The following is a 16,692-nucleotide window of genomic DNA, read 5'->3' on the forward strand; positions in this document are numbered from 1 at the left end:
CCCGGCGGGCTTCATCCCCCCTGCCTGATGCCGTATCCCCAACAACACAGGGGACCCGACCCCCGGGCATACTCCCCCCCGCACCGATGGGTCAGACCTTGAGCACCTCCATGGCGAAGAAGAAGAGCGGCGGCTGGCTCGAGAGCATCAAGACCGTCGTCTATGCCGGCCTGATCGCGATCGGCATCCGCACCATCGCCTTCGAGCCCTTCAACATCCCCTCCGGCTCGATGATCCCGACGCTGCTCGTGGGGGACTATCTCTTCGTATCGAAGTATTCCTATGGGTATTCGCGCTACTCGATGCCCTTCGGGCCCAACCTGTTCCAGGGCCGCATCTTCGGCTCGCTGCCCGCCCGGGGCGATGTGGCGGTGTTCAAGCTGCCGCGCGACACCAGCCAGGACTACATCAAGCGGATCATCGGCCTGCCGGGCGACCGCATCCAGGTCCGGGCCGGCGTGCTCTATATCAATGGCGCGGCGGTGCGGCGCGAGGCGGCTGGCCCCTATGTGGTCGAGGGCGATGGCCCGCGCATGACGGTGCGCCTCTACCGCGAGACGTTGCCGGCCACGGCCGCCGGGCCGGAGCGCACCCATCCGATCGTCGAGCAGACGGATGACGGGCCGCTCGACAACACCAGCGAGTACCGTGTGCCCGAGGGCCATGTCTTCGCCATGGGTGACAACCGCGACAACAGCCTGGACAGCCGCGTGCAGAATGCGGTGGGCTTCATCCCGGTGGACAATCTGGTCGGGCGGGCGGAATTCATCTTCTTCTCGGTCGATGGCTCCGCCGCCTGGTGGGAGGTTTGGGCATGGCCCTTCGCTATCCGCTGGTCCAGGCTCATCTCGGCGGTCCGTTGACGCCATGACAACGGGGGGCGACCTCGCCGCCTTCGCCGCCAGGCTTGGGCATGCCTTTGCTCAGCCGGCGCTGCTGACACAGGCGTTGACCCACCGCTCGGCCGCCGACCCGAAGCGTTCGCAGCTCGACAGCAACGAGCGGCTGGAATTCCTCGGTGACCGCGTGCTGGCCTTGCTGATCGCCGAATGGCTCTCGGAGCGCTTTCCGGAGGAGCGGGAGGGCGATCTCGGCAAGCGCCTGGGCGTGCTGGTGGCGCGCGACACGCTGACCCGCATCGCCGAGAATCTCGGCCTCGCCACCATGCTGCGCGTGCCGCAGTCCGAGGGCAGGGCGGGGCTGCGCGAGCGGGCCAATGTACTGGCCGATGCGCTGGAGGCGCTGCTCGGCGCGCTCTACCTCGATGGTGGGCTGCCGGCGGCGCGCGCCCTGGTGCGGCGGGAATGGGAGGTGCAGATGGGCGCCGACCCGCGCCCGCCGATGTCGGCCAAGAGCCGATTGCAGGAATACACGCTTGGGCGCGGCCTCGGACTGCCGGAATACCGGCTGGTCTCCTCCACCGGCCCCTCGCATCAGCCGATCTTCGTCGTCTCGGTCAGCGCCGCGGGGCGGGAGGCGGAAGGGGTGGGCGAGTCGAAGCGTGCGGCGGAACAAGTGGCCGCCGAAGCCTGGCTGGCCGGGTTGGGACGGTCATGAGCGAGAATATGGAAGCAGGCCCGCGCTGCGGGCTGGTGGCGGTGGTCGGTGCGCCGAATGCCGGCAAGTCGACCCTGGTGAACGCGCTGGCGGGCGCCAAGGTGACGATCGTCTCGCCGAAACCGCAGACCACGCGGTTCCGCATCCGCGCGGTGGTGATGCATCAGGGGGCGCAGATCATCCTGGTGGATACGCCGGGCATCTTCGCCCCGCGCCGGCGGCTCGACCGCGCCATGGTGGCCGCGGCCTGGGGCGGAGCGCAGGATGCCGACCGTACCCTGCTGATCGTCGATGCCCGGGCCGGGCTGACCGATGCGGTGCGCGCCATCGTCGACCGGCTGGCCCGGGCCGGGCGGCCGATCTGGCTGGCGCTCAACAAGGTGGACCTGATCGAGCCGCCGCGGCTGCTGCCTCTCTCGGCCGAGCTGAACGCGCTGCTGCCGATCGAGGAGACGTTCATGATCTCCGCCGAGAAGGCGCGCGGACTGGACCGGCTGCTCGAGCGGCTGGCCGGGGCCATGCCGCCGGGCCCCTACCTGTTTCCGGAGGACGAGCTGTCCGACCTGCCGAACCGCATGCTGGTGGCGGAGATCGTGCGCGAGCAGATCCTCCGCCAGACGCATGAGGAGGTCCCGCACCACGCGACGGTCGAGACCGAGAGCTGGCAGGAGCGGAAGGATGGCAGCGTCCGGGTGGACTGCACCGTCTATGTCGGCCGGCCGACACAGAAGGCCATCCTGATCGGCGATGGCGGGGCACGCATCAAGGCGATCGGCCAGAGTGCCCGGCGCGAGCTGGAGGGGCTGCTGGAGCGGCGCGTCCACCTCTTCCTCAACGTGAAGGACCGGCCGGGCTGGGACGAGGAGCGTGGACGCATCCGGGCGCTTGGCCTGGAGGACGAGGGCTAGCCCTGCTTTGGCAAGCTGAGGCGCCCAAGTCAGGCGGCGAATGGCTCTGCCCGGCGTGTTGGCCGAGATGCGGAGTGGCTGGGGCTGCCAAGCCACGATGCCTGTCTCGGTCACTTCGAGGTCGCTCCTGGATAGCCTGCACCGACACGCGCTGGTGACGATGTTCGCCTATGCGTTCCTGCAGCACCGGCGCTTCAGCATGGCGGCGATGAAGGTGCGCCGGCCCGGCGCCAGAGCCGAGCCTGCTCGCCATGCCCGCGAGGCAGGACAACCTCGGGCCTGTATGCGCCTTGTGCCTGGAAGCCAGCCCGCCAACACGTTGCCGGGCTGATTTCAGGCCGTGCTCGCGCCACCGCAACAGCGCGAGATCAGCCCGCTGCGGAGGCTCAGGTGTCAGGTGAAAATGAAGTCACTGCCACTGAGGTATTGGCCGAGACCCTTGAGGGTGATGGTGCCCTGGTTCGGACCCGGCGCGCCGCCGAGGGTGCCGTAGTGGATCACCAGATCGCCGTCTGCTTCGAGGTTCATGGTTACCGTTCGCTGCGACACCCCGGTGAACTTGATGTGGTCCTCGCCTTGCTGGAAGTCGTTGATGACATCGCCGATGCCCTCACTATCGCCCGGGGATGTGCTGGTGACCCCCGTGAAGCGGAAGATGTCCGCGCCCGCGCCACCGGTGAGGACGTCGTTGCCGATGCCGCCGCAGATGATGTCGTCGCCGGCGCCGCCATTCAGCATATCAGCGCCTGTACCACCGTAGAGGCTGTCATTGCCGTCATTGCCGAACAGGCTGTCGTTGCCGCCTTCGCCGAAGATCATGTCGGCAGAGGCCGAACCGGCAAACGTCTCAGATGCGTTGGTACCATGGTATGCGGTCATGTCTTCCCCCGAGGAAGCAACAAATACTGCTTCATGATACGTCATGAATGTGTGGCCTTATATTCACCTTCAGTTGAGAGGACGGGGAGTTTTCCGGAACATTCCGCTTAAAAGAGTAAGTCCAGGTGCAGTTCGACAGGGAGCTCGCTTGCGATACCGCCAATCCTGACTTGCAGGGCAGACGCCCTGGTATTGCCCTGTGGACGTTCTACCGGTCGCAGTGAAGGCGCCTTCCCGAGGCGGCCTGACGAACTGGCGGCCAATACCAGGGGATGAGGCAGGAGGAGCCGTCGGTGTGGGAAGGCTCTGGCCGCTTTCGCCTCTACTACTGCAAGGGTGTGACGCGAGCATAGGTGTGCACGATACGTCTCACAGGCCGTCTGCCCCTTCCGGCGATGATCAGCTTGCAGATCGCCGAACGAAGTCGATGAGGACCCGAAGCGGCGCGGGCATCAGCCGCTGCCCGGGATGGGAGGAAAATGGCCCGGAGAAAGCCTGCCACCATGGCTCCAGCTCGCCGCGGTCAAGGCAGCCGTGTTCCAGCCCCGGCAGCGGCGTGCTGGCCAGCGCCGCCCGTCGCTGCAGCCGTGATCTCGCCCGCGGAGTCTACGAGCAGGCACACCAGCAGCTGAAACAAGAGTTGGGCTTAGGGCACCGCGAAGGGCGATCCTGGACGGGCTTGCACCGGCACGCGCCGATGACCTGCATCGCCTTTGCCTTTCTACAGCAGTTCCGCCTCGCCGGGCAGCGCTCGGCGAGGTCGGGGAAAATGCCAGGTCCGGTTCCGGGACCGCCGCCATCGCCGAGCCTGCCAGCTCTGCGCCGCGCCATCATGGCGCGGCTGCTCACCGACTAGGTCACGCCGATCCGATATCCGCCTGCAGGCGCACGCGCAGGCCATCATCTGACCTCAGACTGCTCAGGTAGTGCTAGACGAAGAGCTGATCCGCCATTGCCGCGCTGCCGGTGTCGGTGAAGGCGAAATCCGCCGCCCCGTTCCGATTCAGCAGCGCCGTGTCGCGTGCCAAGTCGACGCCGTTATAGGTGATGCCATCGACATGCAGGTTGCGGTCCGCCCCGGCACTGCCGCCATAAGCATCGTTGAGGAAGGTGACGGTAACCTTGTGGCTGCCGACACCCCAATCCCCCTTGATGGTGATGACATCGTCCTGACCCGCCGCATGCGAGGCGCTCGCGGTCAAGGTCGTGCCGACCTGCTTGCCGTCGACCTTGATGGTGTACTGCGCGCTGCCGTTCCACGCATCCTGGCTGATCTTCACCACGAGGTTGTCGGAACCGGTGCCGATGGTCTTCACCAAGCCACCGGCCTGGACCGGGCCAGAGGACGCTGCGCTGCCGGTGTCGGTGAAGGCGAAATCCGCTGCGCCATTCTTGTTGAGAAGGGCCGTCCCCTGGGCCAGTGCCTTGCCGTTGTAGGTGATGCCATCGACATGCAGGTTGCGGTCCGCCCCGGCGCTGCCGCCCCAGGCATCATTGAGGAAGGTGACAGTGACCTTGTGATTGCCTGCGGCCCAGTCGCCCCGCACGGTGATGGCGTCGTCCTGCCCCGATGCATGCGAGGCGCTCGCTGTCAGCACGCCGCCGATCTGCTTGCCGTCGATCTTGATGGTGTATAGCGCGCTGCCGTTCCAGGCATCCTGGCTGATCTTCAGCACCAGCGCGTCGCTGCCGCTGCCGACGGCCTTCACCGCCCCACCACCAGGCACCGGTCCTGGTGTCGGCGTTGATGCCGACGGAGAGGATGTCAACCAATCGAAGCGCTTGGCGAAGTCGCCCTGCCAGGCGGCCCGGTCCTCATAGACCGTCCGCGCCCCGCCGCTCTCGGCGAAGTTGAAGCCCTGGTCGGTGCGGTCCACCCAGTACTGGTCGCCGGCCTTGCGGTACTCGCCCCCCCAGCTCTCGGCCGTCGGGTCGTCGTTGTTGCTGGCGGTGTCGATCAGGTAGAGGATGGTAGCCGAGTCGCCCATCTTCGTCAGGTTCAGGTCGCCCGACGTGCCGCGGATGTCGATCGTGTTCTGGTAGAACAGGTCGCCGAGCGCGCCATGTCCCTTCGCATTGTTGGCAGCCCAGCTGTTGCCGGTCGGGTAGCGGTTGTCGGGAAGGGCATAGACCCCGAAATGCGTGCTCGCCTCGTTGATCCACCAGAGATCGCCTTTGCCGGCGAAATTCGTATGGATGTACTTGTACGCATTCGGCTCCTGCAGCTGGCCGGCCACCGAGAGCAGGCGGATGTTGTCCGCGATGTCCGGCGCGTCGTACAGCGCGCGTGCCACGTCGCCGACCCCGCCCCAGGTGGCGACATAGAGATCGGTGCCGTCTGCTGCAGCCTCGCGCGCCTCGCGCACGATGGCGCGCGAGGCGTCGGTCTGCGCCACGATGCCGCTCGCGCCCGCGACCGTCTTGGTGCCCTGGTAGGTGATGCCATGCAGCTCGGCCGCCGTCTTGAAGCCGCTACCATGCCGCGCGAGCTCGTCCTGGTTGGCGGCATATTTGTCGATGACGTGGTGGATGAAGGACGCATCGTTCTTGCCGGGCTGCCAGCGCGAGACGGTGGAGGCGATGCCGACGATGTCGAATTTGTCCTGGTACATCAGCGCATGGACCATCGACTGGACGTCGTCCTTGTCCCCGTCGATGTTGTTGATGCCGGTGATCATCTGCATGTCGGTCGAGATGAACAGCCTCGGGAGAGCCATCGGAAACTCCTGCCTTCTGCCTGCTGCCTCGACTGCCGGATCCGCCATCCCAGTGGGATGCAGGTCCGGCTACCGGGGTAGCTCATGGAGGTCTGACTTCGCGATTGCGTGAGTCCAGTCTCCTGTCTGTCATCCCCATTACGAGAATCTTAACGACCTTAAATAAACTTCAAGTTGATAAAGGCCGCCACCGTCGTCACGGCCGCCGGAATTCAGGCAAACCTCCTCTGGTGTTCTCTGGGTTGCGCAGCCGCAGGGTTGGAGCAGGGACACGGGATCATGGCGGTTGCATTGCCATATTGTCATGCGCTATCGGGCGTCTGCCCTGCGGGACGCTCCTGCTGGGCGGACGAGATGGTCAACGGTGCCGTCAAGCGAGCCCCAGCCGGTGCGGCTCAGCCCGTGGGATGCCGGTGCGTAGGGGGAAATGTCCATGCCGAGCTCCGAACCGGGCCTGGTGGCTCATCGCCGCCAGTTCGTTCTCGCATCCGCGGCTGTCCTGCCGGAGCCTGGATGGCTCAGCTTGGCCATAACCAACGAACTCCGCCTCTCCTACCAGCCCGACCTGCCGGTGCGCCGCTTGGACCATGCGGGCCGGCAGGTGACCCTGTTCGGCTACGGCCTGACCGCCGCGACAGAGCCGGTCGGCGCCGACTTGGCTGAAAGCTTGGCCGGACGCTTCGGCTGGATCGACTGGCCCTATCTCTACCCGGATGCGGGCGCACTTTTTCCAATCTATTATGGCAACACGCCCGAGGGTCCTTTCGTCACCTCGAGCCTCGCGCTGGCGGGGCGAATGACCGACGCCGCCACTGGCCAGCGGCAGATCAGCTGGGCAGGTTTGAACTGGACCCCACCGCCGGGCACGCCGGTCTCCGGCTTCCGCAAGCTCATGCGGGACCAGCGCCTGCACATACCAACGGCTACCGCCGAGCCTATCGACCGTGCGCTGCGGCCCGCCGCCTCAGTCGAACAGGCAAGGGACAACATGGCCGAGGATCTCGCCGGCATCTCCGGCACGCTGCAGGACCGCCCGGGAACGATCTATCTGGCCCTGACGGCCGGGCTCGATTCGCGCACCCTGCTCGCCGCCCTGATCGCCACCGATACGCAATTCGAATGCATCACTCAGACCTTCGACGGGGTGAACCCGAATGACATTGAGGTAGCGGGACGGATCGCCCGGCATCTCGGCCTGAAGCACCACGTCATCGGCCCCGAGATCCGCGATGAAAGCCTGACCCAGATCTGGCGCGAGCACAGCGCAAAGACCTACAGCGATGCCGACAACATTCATCTGCTGCCGCAGAACCAGTACCGCTTCCTCAAGGCCGACGACGTTCTGGTACGTGGCGGCTGCTTCGAGCTGGGCCGCCGCTTCTATTCCTCCCGCCTCGTAGGCCTCGATTTCAGCAACGCCACCGGGGCAGCGCTGTGGTCGCGGTTCGAGACCGAGGCACCGGACCCGCAGACCGTAGCCGCGCTCGACGAATGGCTGGACTGGCGGCGGCGGCACGACAACGGCCTGGACCTGGTAGACGCCTTCTACATTGATCAACGCGCCGGCGGCTGGCTTTCCGCAGTCGAGCACAGCCTCGACATGATGCCGGGCCTGTCGCTGCCGGCGGCGAACTGCGGCCGTATCCTCTCCGCATTGATCACGCCGGGCGAGGCGGACCGCGAGGCGGGCCGCCTGCAACGCGAAACGATCCGTCAGCTCGCGCCTGGCCTGCAAAAATTCCCCATCAACCCGACGAGTTTCGGGGATCGCGCCACCAAGCTGCTCAGGCGCACTAAGGACGGCCTCAAGCGTCGGCTGAAGCAGGTGCTCCCCGTCGGTTTGGTGCAAAAGCTTAAACGGTAGCTGCTCCATGCGCGGCTCGCGCATGGCAAGGAGCACGACCGGCGCGAGGCGCATGATCGCGCCGGTGCCGGCCGCATCGGTCGGCTGCGGCAAGCTGCCATCCCGCTGGAAGCGCTGCGGGGCCGCCGCCCACCATGTCGGTCAGGGGCGGGTAGCTGTCGCGCGGGCAGAACTCGGGCGTCGTGCCGACGGTATCGCCCACTGCCAGACACCAGGGCGCCGAGTGCCCGGTCCGCCAGTGTTCCTGTCAGGGAGCGTCTACGGCCTTGGGTCCCCGCTGAAGCGCTCGGCGATGAAGGGCGCCGCCGCAGCGCGCAGGTTCATCTCACCACGGGCGCGCTGGTAGGAGGCGGCACGGACCTCGCGGACGCGCTCGTCCCGGTTCTCGCCAACCCGGCGGAGCAGCAGCCACGACCATCAGCCGGTCCGCCAGTCCGGGCGGAAGCCCGATGCCGCCCGAGGCCTCGAACTCGCCTGGTGCGAGCCGCGCTTCGACCGCGTCCACCTCGTCTTCAATCGCCTCGGCAAGGTCCGTGGGCAGGCTCGCGCCCTGCCAGGCCGGGCGGATGCCCCGGACGTCCGCGGGCCGGGCTGCCTTGCGCCGCTCGCCTTCGGCCAGCGCCATGTCCCGCAGCAGCCGGGCGAAGGCGACCGGCGTGGGCCTGAGGGTAGTAGGGGTGAGGGGCGGGGTCATGGCGAGGCACCTCTCGAGGGCGGCGTCCGGTTGCAACGCAAGGGCGCGCGCAACCCGCCGGTCCTGGGTGCCTGGGGATAGGCGGAGGAAGACCTGTCTCCGTTCCGCATCGGTATCTCGCCTGACCCAGGGCAGGCGCCGTGAACCAGTACCAGGTGCCAGCCCGGGCCAGGAGGTGCGCCGGTGGCGGGGTGGGGCACCAGGGATGGGAGCGGATCGTGGCCCCGATGTGGTACAGCGGCGCGCCCTCGCATCCGGGGTGCGCGCGATCCTCTAAGCTGCTGTTTCGCTTGCAGGCTTCAGGAGATGGCTGGGGGACCTGGATTCGAACCAAGACTGCCCGAGTCAGAGTCGGGAGTTCTACCGTTAAACTATCCCCCAACGCCCCCGCCGATCGGCGGGGTGTGCTGGCCTGCGAAGCGTCACCACCTCGCAGGGCGCCGGACCTACCATTTCCCTCCGCGGGCTGCAACCCGCCCCTGACGGAAAGCGCTTGCCCCCCAGGCCGCATCCCCGGATCATGCGTCGGGGGCGGCCAGGACGGTGCTCGATCCCCGGGGAACCCCTTGGCCCAAGACGATGCCGGATGATGTACAACCCCTTCGGCTGACAGAGCCCCCGCTGCCCAACCCGGCCCTGCCGGAGCGGCCAGCCCCCTTGGCTGGCCGATTCGCCGTGCCGCCCGCGCCGGCCTATGCCGCGCTCGACCTCGGCACCAACAACTGCCGCCTGTTGATCGGGGCGCCGACCGCCAGTGGCTTCCGTGTCGTCGACAGCTTCAGCCGCATCGTCCGCCTGGGCGAGGGCCTTGCCAGCACCGGGCAGCTGGCCGAGCCCGCCATGGACCGCGCCGTGGCCGCGCTGGCCGCCTGCGCCGAGAAACTCGCCCGCCGCCCGATCCGGCAATTCCAGGCCGTCGCCACCGAGGCCTGCCGCCGTGCCGGCAACGGCGCTGCCTTCCTCGCCCGCGTCGAGGCCGAGACCGGCCTCCGCCCCCGCATCATCTCGGCGCGGGAGGAGGCGGAGCTGGCGATGGAATCCTGCGCCCCGCTGCTGGAGGAGACGGACCGCCGTGCCCTCCTCTTCGATATCGGCGGTGGCAGCACCGAGATCGCCTGGATTCGCGTGCCGCCCCGCGGCAGCCGCCCGCCGGGCGCGTCGGCCGCCGAGCTCATCGGCTATATCTCCCTTCCTCTCGGAGTGGTGACCCTGGCCGAGCGGGCCGGTGCCTCCTGCTTCACCGAGGAGGGGTTCCATGCAGTGGTGGAGGAGGTCGCCACCCATCTCCTCGCCTTCGACCGCGTGCATTGCATCGGCCAGGAGATCCGCGCCGGCGGCGTGCGGCTGATCGGCACCAGCGGCACCGTCACCACGCTGGCGGGCGTCGCGCTCGCCCTGCCGCGCTACCGCCGCCCGCTGGTCGATGGCCGCACCCTCGACATGGGCATGGCCGACCAGGCGCTGGGCGACCTCTTCGCCCTCGGCCGGGCCGGCCTTGCCGCCCATCCCTGCGTCGGGCCGGACCGGGTGGATTTCGTCCTGCCCGGCTGCGCGGTCTATGCTGCCATCCGCCATGTCTGGCCACTGCCGGCGCTCACTGTCGCCGATCGCGGTCTTCGGGAGGGAATGCTGTTGCGGATGATGCGGGCGGATCGCTGGCCAGCGGCGCGGGCGACAGGCAACAGGCGGGCCGTGACCTGAAAAGCCCGGCACCTGGCGGGCGGGGTCTGACCACCCGGCTGAAGACCGCCAAGAAACGCAGCATCGGCAGCCAGCGCTGGCTGGAGCGGCAGCTGAACGACCCCTATGTGCGGGCCGCCCAGCAGCAGGGCCTGCGCTCCCGCGCCGCCTTCAAGCTGATCGAGCTGGATGAGCGTTTCCACCTGCTGAAGCCCGGCCTGCGCGTGGTCGATCTCGGCGCCGCGCCTGGCGGCTGGACCCAGGTGGTGGCGCAGAAGGGCAGTGCCCGGATCGTGGCCCTCGACCTGCTGCCGATGGACCCGCTGCCCGGCGCGATCATGCTCCAGGGCGACTTCCAGGAGGAGGCGGTCGAGCGGGCCGTGCTCGAGGCCCTCGACGGCCCGGCTGACCTCGTCCTCTCCGACATGGCGCCCAACACCACCGGCCATGGCGCGACCGACCACATCCGCATCATTGCGCTCGCCGAGCTGGCGCTCGACTTCGCGCTGAAGGTGCTGGCCCCTGGCGGCGGCTTCGTCGCCAAGGTCTTCCAGGGCGGCACGGAGAAGGCACTGCTCGACCTGCTCAAGCGCCATTTCGCCAGCGTGAAGCATGGCAAGCCTCCGGCCAGCCGGAAGGACAGCGCCGAGCTCTACGTGGTCGCCACCGGCTTCCGCGGCCGCTGAGGACGGGCAGGGGGCTTCCCCCGGCCTGCCAGCGTACCGATATTCGCCGGGTCCCTGCGCGAGGAGACCCGCCCATGCCGCCACTCCTGCCCGCCGCCGAGGCGGAGGCCGATCCCTGGCCCGATTTGCAGGAGGAGGCGCGGCGAACGGCGGCGGCGGAGCCGCTGCTCGGTGCCCTGCTGCATGCCACGCTTCTCAGCCGCGGCGGATTCGCCGAGGCGCTGGCCGCCGTGCTGGCGGAACGCCTGGCCGATCCCTTCCTGGGCGCCGACCGGCTGGCCGGCCTCGTCGCCGAGGCGCTGGCAGCGGAGCCGGGCATCGCCGCCGCGGCCCGGGCCGACCTCCGTGCCATCGGCACGCGGGACCCGGCGGCGGCTTCCGGCCTGCTCGGCCCCTTCCTCTACTACAAGGGCTTCCACGCGCTCGAGGCGCATCGCATCGCCCATTGGCTCTGGGCCGAGGGGAGGGTGGCGCTGGCCAGCTTCCTCCAGGCCCGCGTCGCCCGGGTGCTCGCGATCGACATCCACCCGGCCGCCCGCTTCGGCCATGGCGTCTTCATCGATCACGGCACCGGCGTCGTCGTGGGCGAGACGGCCGTGGTCGGCAACGATGTCTCCATCCTCCAGGGCGTGACGCTCGGCGGCACCGGCAAGGAGGCGGGCGACCGCCACCCCAAGGTGCGGGACGGGGTGCTGCTCGGTGCCGGCGCCAAGGTGCTCGGCAACGTCGTCATCGGCCGTGGCGCCAAGGTCGGCGCCGGCAGCGTGGTGCTGCGCGACGTGCCGCCCTGCGCCACAGTGGCCGGCGTGCCCGCCCGGATCGTCGGCTGGTGCGCCGAGGCCGTGCCGGCCCTGGCCATGAACCACGCCCTGCCGCTGGAGGAGGGCGCCCCCTGAAACGCGGGGCGGGTATCACCGCCCTGCAAGGCTCGGGGCCGCTCCGGCGCTGGACGGGGCGGTCCGCCTCGGTCTAAAGGGGGCCGCCAAGGTAGCGGATCGCCCGCCCCCGCGACGCTTATCGCGCGAAAGGTCCCCCATGGCCCCCGAATCCTTTCCCGATTCATCCCCGTCCGACGCATCCCTGCCCGGCGGCGGCCCTGCCCGCAGCCAGCTGCGCTCCCCGATCACCATCGCGGAGGCCTATGCCTTCGATGACGTGCTGCTGGTCCCGGCCTATTCGGCCGTGCTGCCGCACCAGACCGATACCCGCACCCGGCTGACGCGGGAGATCGCCCTCAACATCCCCCTCGTCGCCGCGGCGATGGACACCGTGACCGAGGCGCCGATGGCCATCGCCATGGCCCAGGCGGGCGGCATCGGCGTCATCCACAAGAACATGACCGCCGAGGAGCAGGCCGCGCAGGTCCGCCGGGTGAAGAAGTTCGAGAGCGGCATGGTGGTGAACCCGGTCACCATCCATCCCGACCAGACGCTGGCCGATGTCCGCGCCCTGCAGGAGCAGTACCGCATCAGCGGCATCCCGGTGGTCGAGCGCGGCAAGGGCGGCGAGGGCAGCGGCCGCCTCGTCGGCATCATCACCAACCGCGATGTCCGCTTCGCCACCGACCCGAACACCCGGGTCTATGAGCTGATGACGCGGGACAACCTGGTGATCGCCAACGGCGACATCTCGCCCGAGCAGGCGCGCGCCCTGCTGCACCGCCACCGCATCGAGAAGCTGCTGGTGGTGGACGAGGCCGGCCGCTGCGTCGGCCTCATCACCGTCAAGGACATGGACAAGGCCCAGGCCAACCCGAATGCGGTGAAGGACGCCCTCGGCCGCCTCCGCACCGCGGCGGCGACCGGCGTCGGCGAGGACGGCTTCCGCCGCGTGGAGGCGCTGATCGCCGCCGAGGTCGATGTCATCGTGGTCGACACCGCGCATGGCCATTCCGGCGGCGTGCTGGCGGCGATCGAGCGCATCAAGCGCATGTCGAACACCGTCCAGGTGGTCGCCGGCAACGTGGCAACGCCCGAGGGCGTTGAGGCGCTGATCCGCGCGGGCGCCGATGCGGTCAAGATCGGCATCGGCCCCGGCTCCATCTGCACGACGCGCGTCGTCGCCGGCGTCGGCGTGCCGCAGCTGACCGCGGTGATGGAATGCGCCGCGGCGGCGAAGGAGCATGGCGTCCCGACCATCGCCGATGGCGGCATCCGCACCTCGGGCGACATCGCCAAGGCGGTCGCCGCCGGCGCCGATTGCGTGATGATGGGCAGCCTCTTCGCCGGCACCGACGAGGCGCCGGGCGAGGTCTTCCTCTACCAGGGCCGGTCCTACAAATCCTATCGCGGCATGGGTTCGCTCGGCGCCATGGCGCGCGGCTCGGCCGACCGCTACTTCCAGCAGGACGTGCAGGACAGCCTGAAGCTCGTCCCCGAGGGCGTCGAGGGCCGCGTCGGCTACAAGGGCCCGGTCGGCACGGTGATCCACCAGCTCGTCGGCGGCCTGCGCGCGGCCATGGGCTATACGGGCAATGCCACCGTCGGCGAGATGCAGACCAACGCCCGCTTCCGCCGCATCACCGGCGCCGGGCTGCGGGAGAGCCATGTGCATGACGTGGCGATCACCCGCGAAGCACCGAACTACCGGCAGGAGGGCTGATCTACCCCCACGACACCGCTGCGCGGTGCCGCGGGGCCCCGGTTGTCGCTCGCGCCCAGCAGTTCGGCATCCTCCCGCGGCCAGGCCGCGGGAGGTTCCCCTCGCTCAGGGCTGCATGTGGCTGCCGCCCGAGACCGTCATGTTCTCGCCGCTGATGTAGATGGCGCCGTCGGAGAGCAGGAAGCAGATCAGCGGCGCCACCTCCGATGGCTGCGCCACCCGCCCGAGCGGGATCCGGGACAGCGTCTGCTCGCGGAAGCGGTCGCTGCGGATCACCTCGGTCATCGGCGTCTCCACCGTGCCGAAGCCGACCGAATTGCAGCGCACCCCGTAGCGCGCCCATTCCCGCGCCGCCGTCATCGTCATGCCGAAGAGCCCGGCCTTGGCGGCGGAATAGTTGATCTGGCCGATGCTGCCGCGCTTGCCCGCCGTCGAGGAGATGTTGACGATCGCCCCGGTCCGCCCGCTCGGCTCCGGCATCGCCTCCCGCGCCCGGGCGCACATATGGCGGCCGACCGCCTGCAGCATCAGGTAGCAGCCGGTCAGGTTCACATCGATGACGGCCTGCCACTGCTGGAAGGTCATCTTCTCGATCATCGCCGGCCGGGTGATGCCGGCATTGTTCACCAGCCCATGCACCGCGCCGAAGCGGGCCACGGCCTGGGCGACGCAGTCCTCGCCGAACCCCTCCTCGGCCACATTGCCCTGCACCGCCAGCACGCGGTCCGAAGCCAGCTCGGCCGCCGTCGCCGCCAGGGTCTCGGCATTCCGTTCCACCATCACCGCGTTGCCGCCGAGATCGAGCACCAGATCGGTGATCGCCCGGCCGATCCCCTGGCCGGCACCGGTGACGATGATGGTCCGACCGGTGAGATCCATCGGATTGCGCATGGTCGCTTCCTTCCCTTGTCGTTTGGCCCTTCTGGCCCGGTCAGTCTGCGCGGCCTGGGGGTTAGGGGCCAGAGGGGGGCAGGGGAGCGGACCAGAGGGTGGAGCGCCCGGCTTCAATGCGTGGCCTTGCAGGGCAGGGTCACGCGGCGGGCGTTCGCGCCGCCTGCCGATCTGCTCTAGGCTGCGCCGCTTCATGCCCCAGATCCATGCCAGCCCCCAGTTCCGGGCCGCCGTCTTCGATGCCTATGGCACCTTGCTCGACATCCACGCCGCCACCAGCCGGCATGCCGCGCGGCTGGGCGGGAAGGCCGCGCCCATCTCCACCCTCTGGCGGGCCAAGCAGCTGGAATGGAGCTGGATCCTCTCCGCCACGGGCACCTACGAGTCCTTCTGGTCGCTGACCGGCAAGGCGCTGGACCATGCCCTCGCCGCCCATGCCGTAAGCGATCCGGCCCTTCGCGCCGACCTCCTCGCCGCCTATGGCGCGCTCGACGCCTATCCCGATGCGGCACCCATGCTGACGGCGCTGCGGGGCAGGGGGCTCGGCACCGCCATCCTGTCCAACGGCTCGCCGGAGATGCTGGCGGCCGCCGTCGCCGCCGGCCGCCTCGGCCCGCTGCTGGACGACGTGATCTCGGTCCATCCGCTGCGCTGCTTCAAGCCCGATCCGCGGGTCTATGCCCTGGCCACCGCGCGCTTCGGCTGCGAGCCGGGCGAGATCGCCTTCGTCTCCTCCAATGCCTGGGACGCCTATGGCGCCATGCGCTTCGGCTTCCAGGTCTTCTGGGTGAATCGTGGCGGCGCGCCCGTTGAATACGGGCTGGATGGGGCTGCCACCATCATCCCCTCCCTCTCCGACCTGCCGGCCGCCCTCGCATGACCCCCGCCGCCCGACTGGCCGCTGCCATCGACCTGCTGATCGCGCTGGAGTCCCAGCCCCGCCGCCCGGCCGATGCCACGGCGAATGATTTCTTCCGCGCCCGCCGCTATATCGGCGGCGGCGACCGCCGGGCGATCAACGATCTGGCCTGGAGCGTCGTCCGCCAGCGCCTCCGCCTCGATTGGTGGCTGGCCCGCATCAAGTGCCGCACCACCGCCCGCATGCTGGTGGCGGCCGAGCTGTTGCTGGACCAGTCGATGGATGTGGAGATGGTCCTCGCCGCCTTCCCCGGCGGCCAATACGCCGCCGAGCCGCTTTCGGTGCTGGAGGAGCGGCTGCTGCGACAGCTCGATGCCAGCCGTGCCGGCATCGAGGGGCTGGTCCATCCCGACATGCCGGAGGGCATCCGCCTCGACCTGCCGGACTGGGTGCTGCCGGGCTTCCGGGCCCGCTTCGGCGACCGGCTGGCCGAGGAAGCCGCCGCCATGGAGGCGGAGGCGCCGCTCGACCTTCGTGCCAACCTGCTGAAGACGACACGGGAGGAGGCCGCCGCCGCCCTCGCCGCCGAGGGCATCGAGACCCGCCCGACCCCCTACTCCCCCTGGGGCCTCCGCTTGCCGCACCGGCGGCCGGTCACCCAGACCAAGGCCTTCCTGGAAGGGCTGGTGGAGGTGCAGGACGAGGGCAGCCAGCTCATCGCCCTGCTGACCGATGCGCGGCCCGGCATGCGCGTGGCCGATTTCTGCGCCGGTGCCGCCGGGAAGACGCTGGCCCTGGCCGGTGCCATGCGGAACCGCGGCCGCATCACCGCCTGCGACGTCTCCGCCCCGCGGCTGGAGGGCGCGGTGAAGCGCCTCCGCCGCGCCGGGGTCGACAATGTGGAGCGCCATCTGTTGGTGCCCGGCGACCGCTGGGCCCGGCGCCGTGCCGGGCAGTTCGACCGCGTACTGGTCGATGCGCCCTGCACCGGCACGGGCACCTGGCGCCGCAATCCGGACGCAAGGTTGCGGACCGATCCGACGGACCTCGCAGAATTGTGTACGAAACAGGGCGAAATTCTGCACAGCGCCGCAGATCTGGTGCGGCAGGGCGGGCGTCTGGTCTACGCTACATGTTCGCTGCTGCCCGAAGAGGATGAGGCGCAGATAGAGGCTTTCCTCGACCGGCACCCTGATTTCGCACCGCTCCCCCTGGCCGAGGCCTGGACCGAGGCGGGAGGAGCCGGGGCGCCGCCGGCCGAGGGTCCCTATCTGGTCACATCCCCCGCCCGGCACGGTACCGACGGCTTTTTTGCCGCAATTTTGCAACGCAAGCCCGTGGGTTAGCCGGCAGGGG

The 16,692-nt window shown here is 69.2% G+C and carries 14 protein-coding genes, 1 tRNA gene and 2 pseudogenes; 12 read left to right on the forward strand and 5 right to left on the reverse strand.

The window, feature by feature from the left end:
• Positions 1-86: 86 nt before the first annotated feature.
• The 4 genes and pseudogenes from lepB to BLR02_RS31230 form a co-directional block, all read left to right on the forward strand.
• On the forward strand, positions 87-863 hold the full coding sequence (gene lepB / locus BLR02_RS07925; protein WP_245704679.1) for a signal peptidase I: 777 nt from the start codon (positions 87-89) through the stop codon (positions 861-863).
• Between the two features lie 4 nt (positions 864-867).
• Complete coding sequence (gene rnc, locus BLR02_RS07930) at positions 868-1,557, forward strand: ribonuclease III (protein ID WP_090563274.1); 690 nt, start codon at positions 868-870, stop codon at positions 1,555-1,557.
• Positions 1,554-2,465 (forward strand): GTPase Era, encoded by a 912-nt coding sequence (gene era, locus BLR02_RS07935; RefSeq protein WP_090662206.1) that lies wholly within the window; start codon positions 1,554-1,556, stop codon positions 2,463-2,465. Before rnc ends, era begins: the two co-directional genes overlap by 4 nt.
• Positions 2,466-2,581: 116 nt before the next feature.
• Positions 2,582-2,796: pseudogene (locus BLR02_RS31230) on the forward strand (IS701 family transposase); the annotation flags it as partial.
• A gap of 62 nt (positions 2,797-2,858) precedes the next feature.
• Here BLR02_RS31230 and BLR02_RS30835 read toward each other — a convergent pair.
• Positions 2,859-3,389 (reverse strand): M10 family metallopeptidase C-terminal domain-containing protein, encoded by a 531-nt coding sequence (locus BLR02_RS30835; protein WP_090662212.1) that lies wholly within the window; start codon positions 3,387-3,389, stop codon positions 2,859-2,861.
• Positions 3,390-3,939: 550 nt separating this feature from the next.
• Between BLR02_RS30835 and BLR02_RS30355 the strand changes: the two are divergent.
• Positions 3,940-4,200: pseudogene (locus tag BLR02_RS30355) on the forward strand (IS701 family transposase); the annotation flags it as partial.
• 73 nt (positions 4,201-4,273) lie between these two features.
• Here BLR02_RS30355 and BLR02_RS07955 read toward each other — a convergent pair.
• Positions 4,274-6,061, reverse strand: coding sequence for a nucleoside hydrolase-like domain-containing protein (locus BLR02_RS07955; RefSeq protein ID WP_176849438.1), 1,788 nt, complete (start codon positions 6,059-6,061; stop codon positions 4,274-4,276).
• A gap of 433 nt (positions 6,062-6,494) precedes the next feature.
• Between BLR02_RS07955 and BLR02_RS07960 the strand changes: the two genes are divergently transcribed.
• The gene (locus BLR02_RS07960) at positions 6,495-7,925 is read left to right on the forward strand and encodes a hypothetical protein (protein WP_090662219.1); all 1,431 of its coding nucleotides are present in this window, start codon (positions 6,495-6,497) and stop codon (positions 7,923-7,925) included.
• 325 nt (positions 7,926-8,250) lie between these two features.
• Here the strand turns inward: BLR02_RS07960 and BLR02_RS28520 are convergent, their stop codons facing one another.
• A complete protein-coding gene (locus BLR02_RS28520) occupies positions 8,251-8,619 on the reverse strand; it encodes a hypothetical protein (RefSeq protein WP_143018071.1) in 369 nt (122 codons plus the stop codon).
• A 307-nt stretch (positions 8,620-8,926) separates the two neighbouring features.
• Positions 8,927-9,000, reverse strand: a tRNA-Gln gene (locus BLR02_RS07970).
• Positions 9,001-9,198: 198 nt separating this feature from the next.
• On the opposite strand from BLR02_RS07970, the gene BLR02_RS07975 reads away from it, so the two are divergent.
• From BLR02_RS07975 to guaB, 4 genes are all read left to right on the forward strand, one after another.
• Complete coding sequence (locus tag BLR02_RS07975; RefSeq protein WP_090563287.1) at positions 9,199-10,320, forward strand: Ppx/GppA phosphatase family protein; 1,122 nt, start codon at positions 9,199-9,201, stop codon at positions 10,318-10,320.
• A complete protein-coding gene (locus BLR02_RS07980; RefSeq protein WP_090563627.1) occupies positions 10,317-10,985 on the forward strand; it encodes an RlmE family RNA methyltransferase in 669 nt (222 codons plus the stop codon). Before BLR02_RS07975 ends, BLR02_RS07980 begins: the two co-directional genes overlap by 4 nt.
• 74 nt (positions 10,986-11,059) lie before the next feature.
• A complete protein-coding gene (cysE, locus tag BLR02_RS07985) occupies positions 11,060-11,881 on the forward strand; it encodes a serine O-acetyltransferase (protein WP_090563289.1) in 822 nt (273 codons plus the stop codon).
• A gap of 139 nt (positions 11,882-12,020) precedes the next feature.
• Positions 12,021-13,586, forward strand: coding sequence for an IMP dehydrogenase (gene guaB, locus BLR02_RS07990; RefSeq protein WP_090662222.1), 1,566 nt, complete (start codon positions 12,021-12,023; stop codon positions 13,584-13,586).
• A gap of 105 nt (positions 13,587-13,691) precedes the next feature.
• Here the strand turns inward: guaB and BLR02_RS07995 are convergent, their stop codons facing one another.
• Positions 13,692-14,477: an SDR family oxidoreductase gene (locus tag BLR02_RS07995; RefSeq protein WP_090662225.1), complete on the reverse strand. Its 786-nt coding sequence runs from the start codon at positions 14,475-14,477 to the stop codon at positions 13,692-13,694.
• Between the two features lie 193 nt (positions 14,478-14,670).
• Between BLR02_RS07995 and BLR02_RS08000 the strand changes: the two genes are divergently transcribed.
• Complete coding sequence (locus BLR02_RS08000; protein WP_090662228.1) at positions 14,671-15,357, forward strand: haloacid dehalogenase type II; 687 nt, start codon at positions 14,671-14,673, stop codon at positions 15,355-15,357.
• Positions 15,354-16,682, forward strand: a complete 1,329-nt coding sequence (locus BLR02_RS08005; protein WP_090662231.1) for an RsmB/NOP family class I SAM-dependent RNA methyltransferase — start codon at positions 15,354-15,356, stop codon at positions 16,680-16,682. Before BLR02_RS08000 ends, BLR02_RS08005 begins: the two co-directional genes overlap by 4 nt.
• Positions 16,683-16,692 lie beyond the last annotated feature (10 nt).

Origin of the sequence: Belnapia rosea, assembly GCF_900101615.1 — a bacterium.
Taxonomy (GTDB): Bacteria; Pseudomonadota; Alphaproteobacteria; order Acetobacterales; family Acetobacteraceae; genus Belnapia; species Belnapia rosea.